Here is a 17,627-nt window from a genome sequence, read left to right on the forward strand (position 1 = left end):
GGCCGGTCTCCTTCCTTTGACACGCAATTTGCCGAGGGGCCCTGTCATGAAGGTCCCCGGCACTCGGGAGGAAATTCGTGAACCTGAACCTGGATACCGAACTGATCCGTCAGTTCCTGCTGGCCCACCAGGAAACCATCCTGACCTGGCTGGCGGCCGGACTGATCATGATGCTGCTGGCCCGTTTCGAGCTGCGCCGCGCCCAGCGCCGCGCGGCGCAGGCGATGTCCGAATCGGTGGCAACCACGGTGGCCGCGTGCGTGCCGGATATCGCCCATGCGGTGCAGGCGGCGTCGCCCCAGGCGGCGGCCGAGCCGGTCGAGATGCAGCGCGCCGAGGCCCTGCGCCGGCTGGCGCTGGATACCGTCGGCGTGGTGATGACGCGCGGGCGCTGGCTGGACGAGCTGGGCAACCTGCGCCTGGCCGACGATTCCCTGCTTGCCGGCCAGCGAGCCGACGGCGCCGATCCACTGCTGGTGGTAGCGCCGCAACCGGTGGTGCAGGCCTACCTCGATGCGCAGCGCGTATTCGAGGACGAGGCGGCGCAGGTGCAGGCGCTGCGCCGCGACGCCCAGCGTGTGCAGGAGGCGATGCAGGCGCTGGACACCGAGGCCGCCCATATCGAGCAGGAAACCGGCAGCATCGTGCTGCGCTTCGAGCAGGTCAACGCGCAGGCGGCGCAGGGCATGGATGGCGGCGATTACCAGCGCTTCCTGATCCAGAAGTACAACACGCTGGGCCAGCGCGAGAAGGAAATTGCGCAGGAACGCACGCGGCTGCAGGGCGAAGCGCGGCAGCGCGCCGAGGCCCTGGCCACCCACGCGCATGCCGCCTCCAGGCGCTACCGCCACGCGTTGGCGCCGCTGATGGAGCAACTGCGCGCGGCCTGGGGCCATGGCGAATCGCCGCAGGTGTTCGACACCTGGCAGCGCCACGGCAGCACCGAGCCCTACCTGGCTCCGCACGGCATGCACGGCGCGCGCAGCGCCGCCTGATCCGGCCGGAAGCTGCGGCGCCCGCGCACAGGCGCCGCGGCGCTTTCCCGTGGCAAGCGCGCGCGCCTGCGCTATCCTTGGGTTTGTCCTTTGGTCCAGACCCATGTCATACAAGATCCCGGAATCCGTGCTGGTGGTGATTTACACGCCAGATCTTCAAGTCTTGCTGCTGGAACGCGCGGATCGCCCCGGTTTCTGGCAGTCCGTCACCGGCAGCCTCGACACCCTGGACGAAGCCCTGCCCCTGACCGCCGCGCGTGAAGTCGCGGAGGAAACCGGCATCATCGCCGGCGAGCACCAGCTCACCGACTGGGGCCACGCCATCCAGTACGACATCTACCCGCAGTGGCGCCACCGCTACGCCGAAGGGGTGACGCGCAATACCGAGCACTGGTTCGGGCTGCGCGTGGCCGAGGCGCTGCCGGTGACGCTGGCGCCACGCGAACACCTGCAATACAAGTGGCTGCCGTGGCAACAGGCGGCGCAGCAATGCTTCTCCAGCAGCAATGCCGACGCCATCCGCCAGCTGGCGTGGCGCGCCGCCGGTGTCGTCGCGCCGGGCGCAGTGGACGCGACGGACAGCGATGCCAGCCGCCACGCCGCCGTCGGAGGGCAGCCATGAAGCTGCGCGTGGTCACCTACAACATCCACAAGGGAGTGACCGGCATCGCGCGGCGCCCGCGCATCCAGAACGTGCGTGCCGGCCTGCATGCGATGGACGCGGACATCGTCTTCCTGCAGGAAGTGCAGGACCGCAATGACCGGCTGGTGGCCGCGGCGCTGTTCGACCCGGAACACACCCAGCTCAACTACCTCGCCACCGACGCCTATCCGCATTCGGTCTACGGCCGCAATGCGGTCTACGACTACGGCCATCACGGCAACGCGATCCTGTCGCGCCATCCGATCCTGATGTCAGAGAACCTCGATATTTCCGACCACCGCTTCGAGCAGCGCGGGTTGCTGCACGCGGTGGCGGACGTGCACGGCGTCGAGACCCACCTGATCTGCGTGCATTTCGGCCTGTTTGCGCGCAGCCGTGCGCGCCAGGCCGAGGCCCTGGTGGAGCGCGTGCAGAACGTGGTGCCGGCGGGCGTGCCGCTGGTGATCGCCGGCGACTTCAACGACTGGAACCACCGGCTCGACGCGCAGATCTGCAATACGCTGGGCGCGGTCGAGGCCTCGCATGCGCGTGGGGCGCGGCTGCATACCTTCCCCAGCCATATGCCGTGGTGGCAGCTCGACCGTATCTATGTGCGCGGCTACGAGATCGAACGCGCCCACGCGCTGACCGGGCGCGACTGGGCGCAACGCTCCGACCACGTACCGCTGGTGGCGGAACTGGGCCATCCGCTCGGCGAAATGGTGGAGCGGGACGCGCCCGCGGACAAGGCCGCCTGAGGCAGCCTCGGGGTCAGCCCGCGCCGCCGTCGCGGCCGGGCAGGGGATAGTCGCGGATAAAGGCGAACACCGCCTGCGCATCGTTCAGATCCAGCACTGGCAGCGTGGTCATGGCCGCGACCGCAACAGGGTCATCGCTCGCCACGGCCACCACGCCCGGCACCTCGTCCCATAGCGGTGCACGGCCCAGCGCGGGGCGGAACACCTCCAGCTTGGGGAAATCGCTGCGCTTGTACCCTTCCACCAGCACCAGGTCGGTGTCGGGCGGCAGCACCGCGAGCGCATCGTCGAGCTCGGGCGACGGCATCGCTTCGGGGTAATGGCGCATCAGCGTCAGGTGGCGCGCGCCGACCAGCACGACGTTGGCGCAGCCGGCCGCGCGCATGCGCCACGAATCCTTGCCGGGCGTATCGGGGTCGAAGCCGTGGTGGGTATGCTTGACGCCGGCCACGCGCAGGCCGGCGCCGACAAAGCAGGGGATGAGCTGGTCCAGCAGCGTGGTCTTGCCGCTGCCGGACGAACCGGTAATGCCGAATACCTTCACCATGGTTTCCGTAGGGGCGTCGGGAGTTTGCCTGCACCCACCGGCGGTACCGGCGGGGCGAGCATCGGCATCGACGATAGCAGAGTTCCGCGCGCAAATGTGCAGGCGGCGCCTTGCCCGCGGCAAACTGTCCGATAATCACGGCATGTCACGGATCTCCCACTCCGCCCAGGCCGAGGGCGCCCCGGTGCACGACACCGCCACCTCCGGCGAGCCGACCTATCGCCACCACATGCTGCGCTGGGCCTGGCGTCGAGGCAAGCCCACCACCGGCAATACCGTTCGGTTGCTGCACGGCGGCCAGGACTTCTTTCCGGCGCTGATCGCCGCGATCGACCAGGCCGCGTTCCAGGTCATTCTGGAAACCTACATCTATGCCGACGACGAGGTTGGCCGTGCCGTCGCCGACGCGCTGATCCGTGCCGCCGCGCGCGGGGTCGCGGTACGCGTGACGGTGGACGGCTTCGGCGCCGGCGACATGCCCGCCGAGCTGGCCGAGCGGCTGCGCGCGGGCGGCGTGCGCCTGCGCGTCTACCGCGCCTTGCGCGGCTTCCGCCTGGCGCGGCGCCACCTGCGCCGGCTGCACCGCAAAGTCGCCGTGATCGACCGCCATGTCGCCTTTGTCGGCGGCATCAATATCATCGACGACCACAACCACGGTCCCTTCGAAGGCGCCAACCTGGGGCCGCGCTATGACTTCGCGGTGCAGGTCAGCGGGCCGCTGGTGGACCGCATCGCGCTGTCGTCGGAGCGGCTGTGGTGGCGGCTGTCGCTGCGCGAGGCGCGCGGCAGCGAGCGTGCCGCGGCGGTCGCCGACTACCCGCTGGTGACCGACCTGCCGCCGCGCCCGGAGGTGACCGGCGGCATCCGCGCCGCGCTGCTGCTGCGCGACAACCTGCGCAACCGCCGCACCATCGAGCGCGAATACCTGCGCGCGCTGGGCGCCGCGCGCCACGACGTGATCCTGGCCAACGCCTACTTCCTGCCCGGCCACAAGATGCGGCGCGCCTTGCTGGCCTGCCGCGAGCGCGGCGTGCGCGTGCGGCTGCTGCTGCAAGGCATGGTCGAATACCGGGTGCAGCACTACGCCACCCATGCGCTCTATGCCTCGCTGCTCGAGGCCGGCGTCGAGATCTACGAGTACGCCGAGAGCTTCCTGCACGCCAAGGTCGGCGTGGTCGACGAGGCCTGGGCCACGGTCGGTTCCAGCAACATGGACCCGTTCAGCCTGCTGCTCGCGCGCGAAGCCAACGTTGCCGTTTATGATGCGGCCTTCGCCGCTGAACTGCGCGAAGCGCTGGAGCGGGCCATTGCGCACCGCAGCGTCCGCGTTCTGGCCGACGTGCATGCGCGGCGCTCGCCGCTGCACCGCCTGGCCAACTGGGCGGCCTACATGCTGCTGCGGCTGGGCGTGATCATCGCCGGCGTTACCGGCCGCTACTAAAACGTCGCACGGGCTCGTGCGTTTGCTGCCATGCGGCAACGCCAACGCTGAAACCGATGGCAGCACTGCGGCTGGCGGACATGCTGCATTGCAGTCCGTTTAGAAACAGCGGTCTAATTAAAAGCTTGATGGGCAGGTGCCGCGCCAGAATAATCTGAACGACCGTTCTTTTTTGGCTTAGACTGCGTGCATTCGCGGTATGCACCGGCAAATCCGCCGGCCGCCCGCAAGCAATGAATGCAACGTCAGGGTCATACGCGGCGCCGCAGCAGGCGCCGCAGAACGGAGAAAAAACATGCGACACCAGTCAGCCCGTCTCGAATCCGCCGCCTCGTCGCCCTCGCCCATGCGCAAGGGCGAGATGACGCGCGTGGCGATTCTGGATGCCGCACTGGAATTGTCGTCCCGCGACGGGCTCGAAGGTCTGACCATCGGCCTGCTCGCGGAACGCATGCAGATGAGCAAGAGCGGCGTGTTCGCGCATTTCGGTTCGCGCGAGGACCTGCAGGTAGAGGTGGTGCGGGAGTATCACCGCCGGTTCGAGCAGGAGGTGTTCTATCCCTCACTGCAGGAGCCGCGCGGCCTGCCCCGGCTGTGGTCGATGGTGCGGCGCTGGATGGAGAAGCGCATCCAGGAAGTGACGACGGGATGCATCTACATCAGCGGCGCCGTGGAGTATGACGACCGCTCCGGCAGCCTGGTGCGTGACGAACTGGTCAAGAGCGTCACCATCTGGCGGGCAGCGCTGAATCGCGCCATCGACCAGGCCAAGGAAGAGGGGCACCTGCGCGCGGACTGCGATCCGCGCCTGATGCTGTTCGAGATGTACAGCCTTGAACTAGGCTTGCATCATGACGCCCGTTTCCTGCGCCTGCCCGACAGCGCCGAGCTTGCCATGGTCGCGCTCAACAAACTGATTCAGTCTTACCGTACCTGAGGCCGTCGGGTCGGACCGGATCGCGTCAAGCGAGGCGGGCGGCGTGGCGGCATCGCACAACTCCAAGGAGTCTCTGATGGGCCAGTACACCGCACCGTTGCGCGACATGCAGTTCGTGCTCCATGAACTGCTCGGCGCCGAAGCCGAACTCAAGGCGATGCCGCCGCACGCGGACATCGACGCGGACACCATCAACCAGGTCATCGAGGAAGCCGGCAAGTTCTGCTCGGACGTGGTGTTCCCGCTCAACCAGGTGGGCGACCGCGAAGGCTGCACCTATGTCGGCGACGGCGTGGTCAAGGCGCCCACCGGCTTCAAGGAAGCCTACCAGCAGTATGTCGAGGCCGGCTGGCCGGCGCTGGCGTGCGATCCGGCCTTCGGCGGCCAGGGCCTGCCGATCGTGGTCAACAACGTGGTCTACGAGATGCTCAACTCGGCCAACCAGGCCTGGACCATGTACCCGGGCCTGTCGCACGGGGCCTATGAGGCTCTGCATGCACACGGCACGCCCGAGCTGCAGCAGGCCTACCTGCCCAAGCTGGTGTCCGGCGTGTGGACCGGCACCATGTGCCTGACCGAGCCGCATTGCGGCACCGACCTGGGCATCCTGCGCAGCAAGGCCGAGCCGCAGGCAGACGGCTCCTACCTGATCACCGGCACCAAGATCTTCATCTCCGCCGGCGAGCACGACCTGGCCGAGAACATCATCCACCTGGTGCTGGCGCGCCTGCCGGACGCGCCGGGCGGCACCAAGGGTATCTCGCTGTTCGTGGTGCCCAAGTTCATCCCGGATGCCAGCGGCAACCCGGGCGAGCGCAACGGCATCAAGTGCGGCTCGATCGAACACAAGATGGGCATCCACGGCAACGCCACCTGCGTGATGAACCTGGACTGCGCGCGCGGCTGGATGGTGGGCGAGCCCAACAAGGGCCTGAACGCCATGTTCGTGATGATGAACGCCGCGCGTCTGGGTGTGGGCGCGCAGGGCTTGGGCCTGACCGAGGTGGCGTACCAGAACTCGGTCGCCTACGCCAAGGACCGCCTGCAGATGCGCGCGCTGACCGGCCCCAAGGCGCCCGAGAAGGCCGCCGATCCGATCATCGTGCACCCGGACGTGCGCCGCATGCTGCTGACCCAGCGTGCCTACGCCGAAGGCGGCCGCGCCTTCAGCTACTGGACCGCGCTGCAGATCGACCGCGAGCTGTCGCACCCGGACGAGGCCGTGCGCAAGCAGGCCGGCGACCTGGTCGCGCTGCTGACGCCGGTGATCAAGGCGTTCCTGACCGACAACGCCTTCACCGCCACCAACGAGGGCATGCAGGTGTTCGGCGGCCACGGCTACATCTCCGAATGGGGCATGGAGCAATACGTGCGCGACGCCCGCATCAACATGATCTACGAAGGCACCAACACGATCCAGGCGCTGGACCTGCTGGGCCGCAAGATCCTGGGCGACATGGGCGCCAGGATGAAGGTCTTCGGCAAGATCGTGCAGGAATTCGTCGAGGCCGAAGGCACCAATGAAGCCATGCAGGAGTTCGTCAACCCGCTGGCCGACCTGGGCGACAAGGTGCAGAAGCTGACCATGGAAATCGGCATGAAGGCGATGGGCAACGCCGACGAAGTCGGCGCCGCCGCGGTGCCGTACCTGCGCGTGGTGGGCCACCTGGTGTTCGCGTACTTCTGGGCCCGCATGGCCAAGGTCGCGCTGGAGAAGCAGGGCAGCGGCGACAAGTTCTACACCGCCAAGCTGGCCACGGCGCGCTTCTACTTTGCCAAGCTGCTGCCGGAAACGGCCGGCGAGATCCGCAAGGCGCGCGCGGGTTCGGCGTCGCTGATGGCGCTGGACGCGGATCTGTTCTGATCTGCCGGAGGCGGCTTCCGTTGCCGCCGGTTTGCTCCCCTCTCCCGCTCGCGGGAGAGGGCCGGGGGAGAGGGCCGGAGGTCGATATACCAAGGCACTTCGTCGAAGCGCCTGCCCTCTCCCCCAACCCCTCTCCCATAAATGGGAGAGGGGAGCAGGCCGCTGGCAATGGAAGCGCTCTCGCGCAAAAACTCTCACCTCAACGCTCACTAATCCAGGAGCGAGCATGTCCAATTTCATCGTCAAGAAAGTCGCCGTGCTGGGTGCCGGCGTCATGGGCGCGCAGATTGCCGCCCACCTGATCAACGCGCGCGTGCCCGTGGTGCTGTTCGACCTTCCCGCCAAGGACAAGGACGGGGGAGGGGCCCCGTCCGCTTCCCCGGTCGCGAAGAACGGCATCGCCCTGCGCGCCATCGACAACCTGAAGAAGCTCTCGCCCGCGCCGCTGGGCCTGAAGGACGAGGCCGGCCTGATCCGGGCGGCCAACTACGAGGACGATATCGCGCTGCTGAAAGAGTGCGACCTGGTGATCGAGGCGATCGCCGAGCGCATGGACTGGAAGCACGACCTGTACAAGAAGGTCGCGCCGCACCTGGCCGCGCATGCCATCTTCGCCACCAATACCTCGGGCCTGTCGATCAACGCGCTGTCCGATGGGTTTGGTGATGACCTGAAGTCGCGCTTCTGCGGGGTCCACTTCTTCAATCCGCCGCGCTACATGCACCTGGTCGAGCTGATCCCGACCGCGACCACGCAGCCGCAGATCCTCGACCAGCTGGAAGGCTTCCTGACCACCACGCTCGGCAAGGGCGTGGTGCGCGCCAAGGACACGCCCAACTTCATCGCCAACCGCGTCGGCATCTTCTCGATCCTGGCGGTGTTCGCCGAGGCCGAGAAGTTCGGCATCCCGTTCGACGTGGTCGACGACCTGACCGGTTCCAAGCTGGGCCGCGCCAAGTCCGCCACCTTCCGCACCGCGGACGTGGTCGGCCTGGACACCATGGCGCATGTGATCAAGACCATGCAGGACAACCTGCACGATGACCCGTTCGCATCGGTCTACCAGACCCCGGCCGTGCTCAAGGGCCTGGTCGACGCGGGCGCGCTCGGGCAGAAGACCGGCGCCGGCTTCTACAAGAAGGAAGGCAAGGCGATCAAGGTGCTCGACGCCAGCACCGGCCAGTATGTCGAGTCGGGCAAGAAGGCCGACGAGATCGTCGTGCGCATGCTGAAGAAGGAGCCGGCCGAGCGCATCAGGCTGCTGCGCGAGTCGACCAACCCGCAGGCGCAGTTCCTGTGGGCGGTGTTCCGCGACGTGTTCCACTACATCGCCGTGTACCTGGAGCAGATCGCCGGTTCCGCCGCCGATATCGACCTGGCGATCCGCTGGGGCTTCGGCTGGAACTCCGGTCCGTTCGAGGACTGGCAGTCGGCCGGCTGGAAGCAGGTGGCCGAGTGGGTCAAGGAAGATGTGGAAAGCGGCAAGGCGCTCTCGGCCGCGCCGCTGCCGGCATGGGTCTTTGAAGGCCCCGTCGCCGAGCGCCAGGGCGTGCATGCCGCCGAAGGTTCGTGGTCGCCGGCGACGCAGTCGTTCGTCGCGCGCAGCACCTTGCCGGTGTACCAGCGCCAGGTGTTCCGTGCCGCGCTGAAGGGCAGCGAAGCGGTCGATCCGCGCAAGGCGGGCCGCACCGTCGAGGAACACGACGCCGTGCGCATCTGGGTCAGCGAAGGCCAGGACGACGTGCTGGTGGTCTCGTTCAAGAGCAAGATGAACACCATCGGGCCCGACGTGATCGACGGCCTGACCCGCGCCATCGACCTGGCCGAGGCCGGCTACAAGGGCCTGGTGGTGTGGCAGCCGACCTCGCTGCAGCTGGGCGCGCCGGGCGGCCCGTTCTCGGCCGGCGCCAACCTGGAAGCGGCGATGCCCGCCTTCATGATGGGCGGCGCCAAGGGCATCGAGCCATTCGTGAAGAAATTCCAGGACGGCATGATGCGCGTGAAGTGCGCCGCGGTGCCGGTGGTGTCGGCGGCGTCGGGCATCGCCCTGGGCGGCGGCTGCGAGCTGATGCTGCACTCGGCCGCGCGTGTGGCCGCGCTGGAAACCTATATCGGCCTGGTCGAAGTGGGCGTGGGCCTGGTGCCGGCTGGCGGCGGTTTGAAGGAAGCCGCGCTGGCGGCCGCGCGCGCGGCGCAGGCCGCGGGCAGCACCAACATCCTGCAGTTCCTGACCAGCCGCTTCCAGAGCGCGGCCATGGCGAAGGTCTCGGGCTCGGCGCTCGAAGCGCGCCAGATGGGCTACCTGCAGCCATCCGATCAGATCGTCTTCAACGTGCATGAGCTGCTGCACGTGGCTCAGAACGCCGTGCGCGCGCTGGCCGACGCCGGCTACCGCGCGCCGCTGCCGACGCTGACCCCGGTTGCCGGCCGTTCCGGCGTGGCCACCATCAAGGCGTCGCTGGTCAACATGCGCGACGGCGGCTTTATCTCGGCGCACGATTTCCTGATCGCCAGCCGCATTGCCGAAGTGGTGTGCGGCGGCGACGTCGACGCCGGTGCGCTGGTCAGCGAGGAATGGCTGCTGGCGCTCGAGCGCAAGGCTTTCGTCGACCTGCTGGGTACCGGCAAGACGCAGGAGCGCATCATGGGCATGCTGCAGACCGGCAAGCCGGTGCGTAACTAACAGGGCAAGCGAGGAACCGACATCATGAAACAACTGCAAGACGCATACATCGTTGCGGCCACCCGCTCGCCGATCGGCAAGGCCCCCAAGGGCGCGTTCAAGCACACGCGCCCGGACGACCTGCTGGCCACCATCCTGAAGGCTGCGGTGGCACAGGTGCCGAACCTGGACCCGAAGCTGATCGAAGACGCCATTGTCGGCTGCGCCATCCCGGAGGCGCAGCAGGGCCTGAACGTGGCCCGCATCGGCGCGCTGCTGTCGGGGCTGCCGAACACCGTCGGCGGCATCACCGTCAACCGCTTCTGTGCCTCGGGCCTGAGCGCGGTGGCGATGGCCGCCGACCGTATCCGCGTGGGCGAGTCCGACGTGATGATCGCCGCCGGCGTGGAGTCGATGAGCATGGTGCCGATGATGGGCAACACGCCGTCGATGTCGCCGGAGATCTTCACCCGCGACGAGAACGTCGGCATCGCCTACGGCATGGGCCTGACCGCCGAGAAGGTGGCGCAGCAGTGGCAGGTCAGCCGCGAGGACCAGGACGCGTTTTCGCTGGCGTCGCACCAGAAGGCCATCGCCGCGCAGCAGGCCGGCGAGTTCCGCGACGAGATCACGCCGGTCGAGACCATCGAGCGCTTCCCCGACCTCGCCAGCGGCCAGGTCAGCGTGAAGACCCGCACCATCGCGCTGGATGAAGGCCCGCGCCCGGATACCTCGCTCGAGGGGCTGGGCAAGCTGCGCCCGGTGTTTGCCAACAAGGGCAGCGTCACCGCCGGCAACAGCTCGCAGACCTCCGACGGCGCCGGCGCGCTGATCCTGGTCTCGGAGAAGATCCTGAAGCAGTTCAACCTGGTGCCGCTGGCGCGCTTCGTCTCGTTCGCGGTGCGCGGCGTGCCGCCCGAGATCATGGGCATCGGCCCCAAGGAAGCGATCCCGGCGGCGCTGAAGGCGGCGGGCCTGAGCCAGGACCAGCTCGACTGGATCGAACTGAACGAAGCCTTCGCCGCGCAATCGCTGGCGGTGATGCGCGACCTGCAACTGGATCCCGCCCGGGTCAACCGCATGGGCGGCGCGATCGCGCTTGGCCACCCGCTCGGTGCCACCGGTGCGATCCGCTCGGCCACGGTGGTGCACGCGCTGCGCCGCCACAACCTGAAGTACGGCATGGTCACCATGTGCGTCGGCACGGGCATGGGCGCCGCAGGCATCTTCGAGCGCGTATAAACGCGTCCGCGGGATGGCCCGGGGGCCATCCCGCCCTTCTGCATCGGGTGAATGTCGGCGCGCGCGCGTTCGGGCTCAGCTACCTTGCCGAATCGCCGCCGCCTTTCGAATAATCCCCACCGACGAGGACACCATGAGCATCCGTACCAGCATCGAGCAAGGCATCCTGACGCTCGAATTCGACCGCATCGACAAGAAGAACGCCATCACCGCGGCGATGTACCAGTCGCTGGCCGACGCGCTGCGCGCGGCCGACACCGATACCGCCGTGCGCGCCATCCTGCTGCGCGGCAAGCCCGAAATCTTCACCGCCGGCAACGACCTCGAAGATTTCATGCAGCGCCCGCCCGGCGCGGGCGAGGGCGCCGAAGCGGCCCCGGTGTTCCAGTTCCTGCACCAGATCAGCCATGCCAGCAAGCCGGTGGTGGCGGCGGTCAGCGGCGCGGCGGTGGGTGTGGGCACAACCCTGCTGCTGCACTGCGACCTGGTCTATGCGTCCGACACCGCCAAGCTGTCGCTGCCGTTCGTGCAGCTGGGGCTGTGCCCGGAGGCCGCAAGCAGTCTGCTGCTGCCGCGGCTGGCCGGCTACCAGCGCGCGGCCGAGAAGCTGCTGCTGGGCGAGGCCTTCAGCGCGCAGGAGGCGCTTGAGATCGGGCTGGTGACGCGGGTGCTGCCGGTGGCCGAGCTGCATGACTTCGCGCTGGCACAGGCACGCAAGCTGGCGGCCTTGCCGGCATCGTCGCTGCGCGAGACCAAGCGCCTGATGAAGGCGGGGGCAATGGCGGAAGTGGAAAAGCAGATGGCCGACGAGGGCGCGGTGTTCCGACGCATGCTGGTGGCGCCGGAGGCAAAGGAGGCGTTCAGCGCGTTTTTTGAGAAGCGGAAGCCGGATTTTAGGAAGTTTGCGTGAGGGAGTGCTCCCAAGCCGCTTGATCTCGCCGAAGCAAGGTGTTCTCCCTCTCCCCTCATGGGGCGAGGGCCGGGGTGAGGGGTGGACTAGCAAGGCGCCACATAAAGCGGGGCCAACGTTTTTTCCAGCGCGATAGCTTCGGCCAGCGCCCGCCCTCACCCCAACCCTCTCCCGCAAGCGGGAGAGGGAGCAAACAGTAGGGAATCGATCGGCCTTTGGCGGTTCACGCCGTCGGCAACACCCGCGGCTGCCGCGATTCATCCGTCGCCACATACGTCAACGTAGCCTCCGTCACCTTGACGATCTCATTGCTATGCCGCATGCGCTGCGCATAGACCTCCACCTCGACCGTGATCGAGGTGCGTCCGGTCTTGACGATCTCGGCATAGAAGCTCACCAGGTCGCCGACGAAGACCGGGTGCTTGAACAGGAAGGAATTGACCGCCACGGTCGCGACGCGGCCTTGCGCGCGCTCGACCGCCGGGATCGATCCCGCAATATCCACCTGCGCCATGATCCAGCCGCCGAACACATCGCCGTGCACGTTGGCGTCGGCAGGCATCGGCACTACGCGCAGCGCGGGATTCTTGCCGGCGGGCAGGGCGGGGACAGTATGGGGAGCGTTCATGACGGTATGCGGGTGAACTTCTGGAGGGGGGGCGCGGGCCGCGACGAAAAACCCTTCGCCAGCCGCGCAACGCGATCTCTGCGACAATCGCGCATTGGCCCGGATTCTAACGTATGCGCCGCTATTCCACGACCGCCGAGCAGGCCCCCGACACTGCCTCGGTCAAGCTCTTTCCCGGCCAGCGCGCCCCCCGCAGCGACTGGCAGACCGTGCGCAACCTGCTGCCGTATGTCTGGCACTACAAGTGGCGCGTGATGCTGGCGCTCGCCTGCCTGGTCGCGGCCAAGGTGGCCAACCTGGGCGTGCCGGTGCTGATGAAGCGGCTGATCGACAGCATGAACATCACCGCGGGCGACCCGCGCGCGCTGCTGGTGGTGCCGGTCGGGCTGATCGTTGCCTACGGCATGCTGCGCCTGTCCGCGACGCTGTTCACCGAGTTGCGGGAAATCCTCTTTTCCAAGGTCACGCAGAGCGCCGTGCGCGAGGTTGCGCTGCAGGTGTTCCGGCACCTGCATGCGCTGTCGCTGCGTTTCCATCTGGACCGCCAGACCGGCGGCATGAGCCGCGACATCGAGCGCGGCACGCGCGGCATCCAGTCGCTGATTTCGTATTCGCTGTACAGCATCCTGCCCACGCTGGTGGAAATGGCGCTGGTGATCGGTTTCTTCATCCTGCACTACGACATCTGGTTCGCCGCCATCACCGGTTGCGCGCTGGTGGGTTATATCGTCTTCACCATCGTCGTGACGGAATGGCGCACGCACTTCCGCCGCCGCATGAACGAGCTGGATTCGCGCGCCAACCAGAAGGCGATCGATTCGCTGCTGAACTTCGAGACCGTCAAGTACTTCGGCAACGAAGCCTACGAGGCGCAGCGCTACGACGAAAACCTGCGCAAGTACCGCACCGCGGCGATCCGCTCGCAGAATTCGCTGTCGTTCCTGAACTTCGGCCAGCAGGCCATCATCGCCATCGGCCTGATCCTGATCCTGTGGCGCGCCACGGTGGGCGTGGTCGACGGCAAGCTGACGCTGGGCGATCTGGTGCTGGTCAACACGCTGATGATCCAGCTCTATATCCCGCTGAACTTCCTCGGCGTGATCTACCGCGAGATCAAGCAGGCAACCACCGACATGGACCGCATGTTCGTGCTGCTGGGCACGCACCAGGAGGTGGCCGACGCGCCGGACGCGCCGGCGCTGCGGGTCGGCGGCGCGCAGGTGCGTTTCCGCGACGTGCGCTTCAGCTACGAATCCGACCGCCTGATCCTGGACGGCGTGGATTTCACCATTGCGGCGGGCAGCACCACCGCGGTGGTGGGGCACAGCGGTTCGGGCAAGTCGACGCTGGCGCGGCTGCTGTTCCGCTTCTACGACGTCGGCGGCGGCGCCATCGAGATCGACGGCCAGGACATCCGCGCCATCACGCAGGACAGCCTGCGCCGCGCCATCGGCATCGTGCCGCAGGACACCGTGCTGTTCAACGACAGCATCTACTACAACATCGCCTACGGCCGTCCCGACGCGACCCGTGAGGAAGTCATCGCCGCGGCGCAGGCGGCGCAGATCGACGCCTTTATCCGCGAGCTGCCGCAGGGCTACGACACGCCCGTGGGCGAGCGCGGCCTGAAGCTGTCCGGCGGCGAGAAGCAGCGCGTGGCGATCGCGCGCACGCTGCTGAAGAACCCGCCGGTGCTGGTGTTCGACGAGGCCACCTCGGCGCTGGATTCGCGCACCGAGCAGGCGATCCAGGCCGAACTGATGCGGCTGGCGCAGAACCGCACCACGCTGCTGATCGCGCACCGGCTCTCCACCGTGGTCCACGCCGACCAGATCCTGGTGATGGACCACGGCCGCATCGTCGAGCGCGGCACTCATGCGCAGCTGATGCGCGCGGGCGGGCGCTATGCCGAGATGTGGGACATCCAGGCGCGCGCCGCCGCCCGGGGCGGCGACGCGGTCGGCGGCGAGGCGCTCGCGCTCGACGTGGGTGACGCCACCCAGGACGCCTGAGCCGCTATCCGCCGCGCCGGTTTGCACCAGGGCGCGGCGCGGATTGTCGGCAATCGCTGCCGGCGATGCCGCCGCGGCAATCGCCGCGCCCATTTCTGGTTCGACAATCGCGTGCGGGCACTCCCTGAAATGGAGCTTGCAACGCTGGCATGTCCCTTGCGGACGGATCCCTCCGAAATCACCATCCACGGAGAGATGCCATGCCCAAATCCCGCGCTGCGCAAGTGTTGCCCGGCGTTTTCACGGCTGCCACCGAAGGCGCTGGCGATGCCGGTGCGTGCCTGGCCCGCGCTTCGGCACGCCGCCGCCTGCTGAAGCTGGGCGCAATGCTCGGCACCAGCCTGGTGCTGTCGACATCATTCGCCGGCGCGGCCCACGCGCAGGCTGCGTCCACCAAGGTCCGGTTCCAGCTCGACTGGCGCTTCGAAGGGCCGGCGGCGCTGTTCCTGCTCGGCGAGCAGAAGGGCTACTACAAGGCCGAGAAGCTGGAAGTCGCGATCGATGCCGGCAACGGCTCGGGCAACGTGGTCAACCGCGTGGCCTCGGGCACCTATGACATGGGCTTCGCCGACATGTCGTCGGTGATGGAGTTCTACGGCAATAACCCCGACGCGAAGAACAAGCCGGTGGCCGTGATGATGGTCTACAACAACACGCCCGCGGCCATCCTCGCGCTGAAGAAGTCGGGCATCCGCGCGCCGAAGGACCTGTCCGGCAAGCGCCTGGGCGCGCCGGTATTCGACGCCGGCCGCCGCGCCTTCCCCATCTTCGCCCGGGCCAATGGCCTGCAGGCCTCGTCGTTCAACTGGCAGGCGATGGACCCGACGCTGCGCGAGACCATGCTGGTGCGCGGCGATCTGGATGCCATCACCGGCTTCTCGTTCACGTCGATCCTGAACCTGAACGCGCGCGGCTTGAAGGACGAGGACATCGTGGTGCTGCCATACCCGCAGTTCGGCGTGAAGCTGTACGGCAACGCCGTGATCGCTTCCGAGGAATTCATCAGGAAGAACCCGGAGGCGGTGAAGGCGTTCCTGCGCGCCTTCAGCAAGTCGGCGCGCGACGTGATCGCCCGCCCGGAAGAGGGCATCCGGGCGCTCAAGGCGCGCGACGGCATCATCGACGAGAAGCTGGAAACGCGCCGGCTGAAGCTGGCGCTGGACAGCGTGGTCCGCTCGCCCGACGCCAGGGCCGAGGGCTTTGGCCGTGTCAGCAAGCCGCGCCTGTCGCTGATGGCCTCGCAGGTGGCCGATGCCTTCGGCACCAAGGGTCGTATCAACGCCGATGCGCTGTGGACCGACGCATACCTGCCGAGCGCGGCCGAACTGGATGTGCTGCGATGATGGCGCGCCTGGCTGAATCCAAGCCGGCCGTTGCAACTGCGGCGATTGCGGCGACCGCGCCCGTCGAGCCCTTCGTCGATTTCAATCGGGTGTGGCTGGCCTACGACGATGCGCTTGCGAGCCAAGGCGAGTTCGCGGTGGAAGACCTGTCGCTGCAGGCCGCGCCGGGCGAGTTCATCGCCATCGTCGGCCCGTCCGGCTGCGGCAAGTCCACCTTCATGAAGCTGGCGACCGGGCTGAAACCCGCCACGCGCGGCATTGTCAAGGTTGCCGGTCAGAAGGTGAGCGGGCCGCTCAAGCAGGTGGGCATGGCGTTCCAGGCGCCGACGCTGCTGCCATGGCGCACCACGCTCGACAACGTGATGCTGCCGCTGGAGATCGTCGAGCCCTACCGCTCGACCCTGCGCGCACGCCGCGACGAATACGTCGACCGTGCCCGCCGGCTGCTGCATACCGTTGGCCTGGGCGGCTACGAGGACAAATACCCGTGGCAGCTGTCCGGCGGCATGCAGCAGCGCGCGTCGATCTGCCGCGCGCTGATCCACCAGCCGCGCATGCTGCTGCTCGACGAGCCCTTCGGCGCGCTCGACGCCTTCACCCGCGAGGAACTGTGGTGCGTGCTGCGCGACCTGTGGCAGGCGCAGCGCTTCAACGTGATCCTGGTCACGCACGACCTGCGCGAGGCGGTGTTCCTCGCCGACACGGTCTATGTCATGAGCCAGCGCCCCGGCCGCATCGTGATGCGCAAGGAGATCGACCTGCCGCGCCCGCGCGATCTCGAGCTGACCTATACCGAGCCCTTCGCCGAACTGGTGCACACGCTGCGCGAGAAAATAGGCCATGTGCGCCAACACTGAGACCCGACGATGATGATGACTTTGACTTCCGCGCAAGAGCGCCGCGTGCAACGCGTGGCGCCGTGGCTGCTGCTGGCCGCGGTGCTGCTGCTATGGCAGGGCGCGTGCATGGCCTTCGATGTCTCCGACTTCATCCTGCCGACGCCGTCCGCGATCGCGACCGCGCTGGTCGACTACGCGGACGTAATCGCTGGCCATGCGTGGCGCACCTTCTGGACCACCATGGCGGGTTTTGCCGTGGCCATAGGCGTGGGCGTGTTGCTCGGGCTGGCGATGGGCTCGTCGCGGCTGCTTTATGCCGCCAGCTACCCGCTGATGACCGCCTTCAACGCGCTGCCCAAGGCCGCCTTCGTGCCGATCCTGGTGGTGTGGTTCGGGCTCGGCGCGGGCCCGGCGATCCTGACCGCGTTTCTGATCTCGTTCTTCCCGATCATGGTCAATATCGCCACCGGCCTGGCCACGCTGGAGCCGGAACTGGAAGACGTGCTGCGCGTGCTGGGCGCCAAACGGCGCGACGTGCTGTTCAAGGTCGGCCTGCCGCGCGCGCTGCCGTATTTCTTCGCCTCGCTGAAAGTCGCGATCACGCTGGCCTTTGTCGGCACCACGGTGTCGGAGATGAATGCCGCCAACGAGGGCATCGGCTACCCGCTGGTGTCGGCCGGCTCCGCCATGAAGATGCCGCTGGCCTTTGCCGGGTTGGTGGTGATCGCGGTGATGGCGATGGCGATGTACGAGCTGTTCGCGGTGGTCGAGAAGCGCATGACCGGCTGGGCCCACCGGAGCTAGGC

Annotated in this window: 15 protein-coding genes; 13 read left to right on the forward strand and 2 right to left on the reverse strand. The window is 67.6% G+C overall.

All coding sequences use genetic code 11. The features are described from left to right. Window positions 1–83 precede the first annotated feature (83 nt). The 3 genes from MKD50_RS11585 (at window position 84) to MKD50_RS11595 (ending at window position 2,396) form a co-directional block, all read left to right on the forward strand. Window positions 84–995 (forward strand): hypothetical protein, encoded by a 912-nt coding sequence (locus MKD50_RS11585; protein ID WP_115706205.1) that lies wholly within the window; start codon window positions 84–86, stop codon window positions 993–995. 103 nt (window positions 996–1,098) lie between these two features. Further along, window positions 1,099–1,617, forward strand: a complete 519-nt coding sequence (gene nudB / locus MKD50_RS11590; protein WP_252667179.1) for a dihydroneopterin triphosphate diphosphatase — start codon at window positions 1,099–1,101, stop codon at window positions 1,615–1,617. Beyond that, complete coding sequence (locus tag MKD50_RS11595) at window positions 1,614–2,396, forward strand: endonuclease/exonuclease/phosphatase family protein (RefSeq protein ID WP_062796766.1); 783 nt, start codon at window positions 1,614–1,616, stop codon at window positions 2,394–2,396. The genes nudB and MKD50_RS11595 overlap by 4 nt, the downstream gene beginning before the upstream one ends. 13 nt (window positions 2,397–2,409) lie before the next feature. Here MKD50_RS11595 and mobB read toward each other — a convergent pair whose 3' ends face one another. Further along, on the reverse strand, window positions 2,410–2,940 hold the full coding sequence (gene mobB / locus MKD50_RS11600) for a molybdopterin-guanine dinucleotide biosynthesis protein B (RefSeq protein ID WP_115706206.1): 531 nt from the start codon (window positions 2,938–2,940) through the stop codon (window positions 2,410–2,412). A gap of 97 nt (window positions 2,941–3,037) precedes the next feature. On the opposite strand from mobB, the gene clsB reads away from it, so the two are divergent. The 6 genes from clsB (at window position 3,038) to MKD50_RS11630 (ending at window position 11,999) form a co-directional block, all read left to right on the forward strand. Beyond that, window positions 3,038–4,384 carry a cardiolipin synthase ClsB gene (gene clsB / locus MKD50_RS11605; protein ID WP_252667180.1) on the forward strand — a complete coding sequence of 449 codons (1,347 nt, stop codon included), beginning with the start codon at window positions 3,038–3,040 and terminating at the stop codon, window positions 4,382–4,384. Between the two features lie 346 nt (window positions 4,385–4,730). After that, the gene (locus MKD50_RS11610) at window positions 4,731–5,321 is read left to right on the forward strand and encodes a TetR/AcrR family transcriptional regulator (protein ID WP_115705862.1); all 591 of its coding nucleotides are present in this window, start codon (window positions 4,731–4,733) and stop codon (window positions 5,319–5,321) included. Between the two features lie 76 nt (window positions 5,322–5,397). Next, the gene (locus MKD50_RS11615) at window positions 5,398–7,185 is read left to right on the forward strand and encodes an acyl-CoA dehydrogenase C-terminal domain-containing protein (protein ID WP_252667181.1); all 1,788 of its coding nucleotides are present in this window, start codon (window positions 5,398–5,400) and stop codon (window positions 7,183–7,185) included. A 226-nt stretch (window positions 7,186–7,411) separates the two neighbouring features. Then, window positions 7,412–9,868 (forward strand): 3-hydroxyacyl-CoA dehydrogenase/enoyl-CoA hydratase family protein, encoded by a 2,457-nt coding sequence (locus MKD50_RS11620; RefSeq protein WP_252667182.1) that lies wholly within the window; start codon window positions 7,412–7,414, stop codon window positions 9,866–9,868. A gap of 21 nt (window positions 9,869–9,889) precedes the next feature. Next, window positions 9,890–11,089 carry an acetyl-CoA C-acyltransferase gene (locus MKD50_RS11625; RefSeq protein ID WP_252667256.1) on the forward strand — a complete coding sequence of 400 codons (1,200 nt, stop codon included), beginning with the start codon at window positions 9,890–9,892 and terminating at the stop codon, window positions 11,087–11,089. A 133-nt stretch (window positions 11,090–11,222) separates the two neighbouring features. After that, window positions 11,223–11,999 (forward strand): enoyl-CoA hydratase, encoded by a 777-nt coding sequence (locus MKD50_RS11630; RefSeq protein WP_115705870.1) that lies wholly within the window; start codon window positions 11,223–11,225, stop codon window positions 11,997–11,999. A 223-nt stretch (window positions 12,000–12,222) separates the two neighbouring features. Here MKD50_RS11630 and MKD50_RS11635 read toward each other — a convergent pair whose 3' ends face one another. Further along, a complete protein-coding gene (locus tag MKD50_RS11635; RefSeq protein ID WP_115705872.1) occupies window positions 12,223–12,627 on the reverse strand; it encodes an acyl-CoA thioesterase in 405 nt (134 codons plus the stop codon). 113 nt (window positions 12,628–12,740) lie between these two features. Between MKD50_RS11635 and MKD50_RS11640 the strand changes: the two genes are divergently transcribed. The 4 genes from MKD50_RS11640 (at window position 12,741) to MKD50_RS11655 (ending at window position 17,625) form a co-directional block, all read left to right on the forward strand. Further along, window positions 12,741–14,639 (forward strand): ABCB family ABC transporter ATP-binding protein/permease, encoded by a 1,899-nt coding sequence (locus tag MKD50_RS11640; RefSeq protein WP_115705874.1) that lies wholly within the window; start codon window positions 12,741–12,743, stop codon window positions 14,637–14,639. 200 nt (window positions 14,640–14,839) lie between these two features. After that, a complete protein-coding gene (locus MKD50_RS11645) occupies window positions 14,840–15,982 on the forward strand; it encodes an ABC transporter substrate-binding protein (protein WP_172582606.1) in 1,143 nt (380 codons plus the stop codon). Continuing rightward, complete coding sequence (locus tag MKD50_RS11650; RefSeq protein WP_252667183.1) at window positions 15,979–16,839, forward strand: ABC transporter ATP-binding protein; 861 nt, start codon at window positions 15,979–15,981, stop codon at window positions 16,837–16,839. Before MKD50_RS11645 ends, MKD50_RS11650 begins: the two co-directional genes overlap by 4 nt. A 12-nt stretch (window positions 16,840–16,851) precedes the next feature. After that, window positions 16,852–17,625, forward strand: coding sequence for an ABC transporter permease (locus MKD50_RS11655; RefSeq protein WP_252667257.1), 774 nt, complete (start codon window positions 16,852–16,854; stop codon window positions 17,623–17,625). Window positions 17,626–17,627: the final 2 nt, after the last annotated feature.

It is taken from the genome of Cupriavidus mimosae, assembly GCF_023952485.1.
GTDB classification, from domain to species: domain Bacteria; phylum Pseudomonadota; class Gammaproteobacteria; order Burkholderiales; family Burkholderiaceae; genus Cupriavidus; species Cupriavidus taiwanensis_C.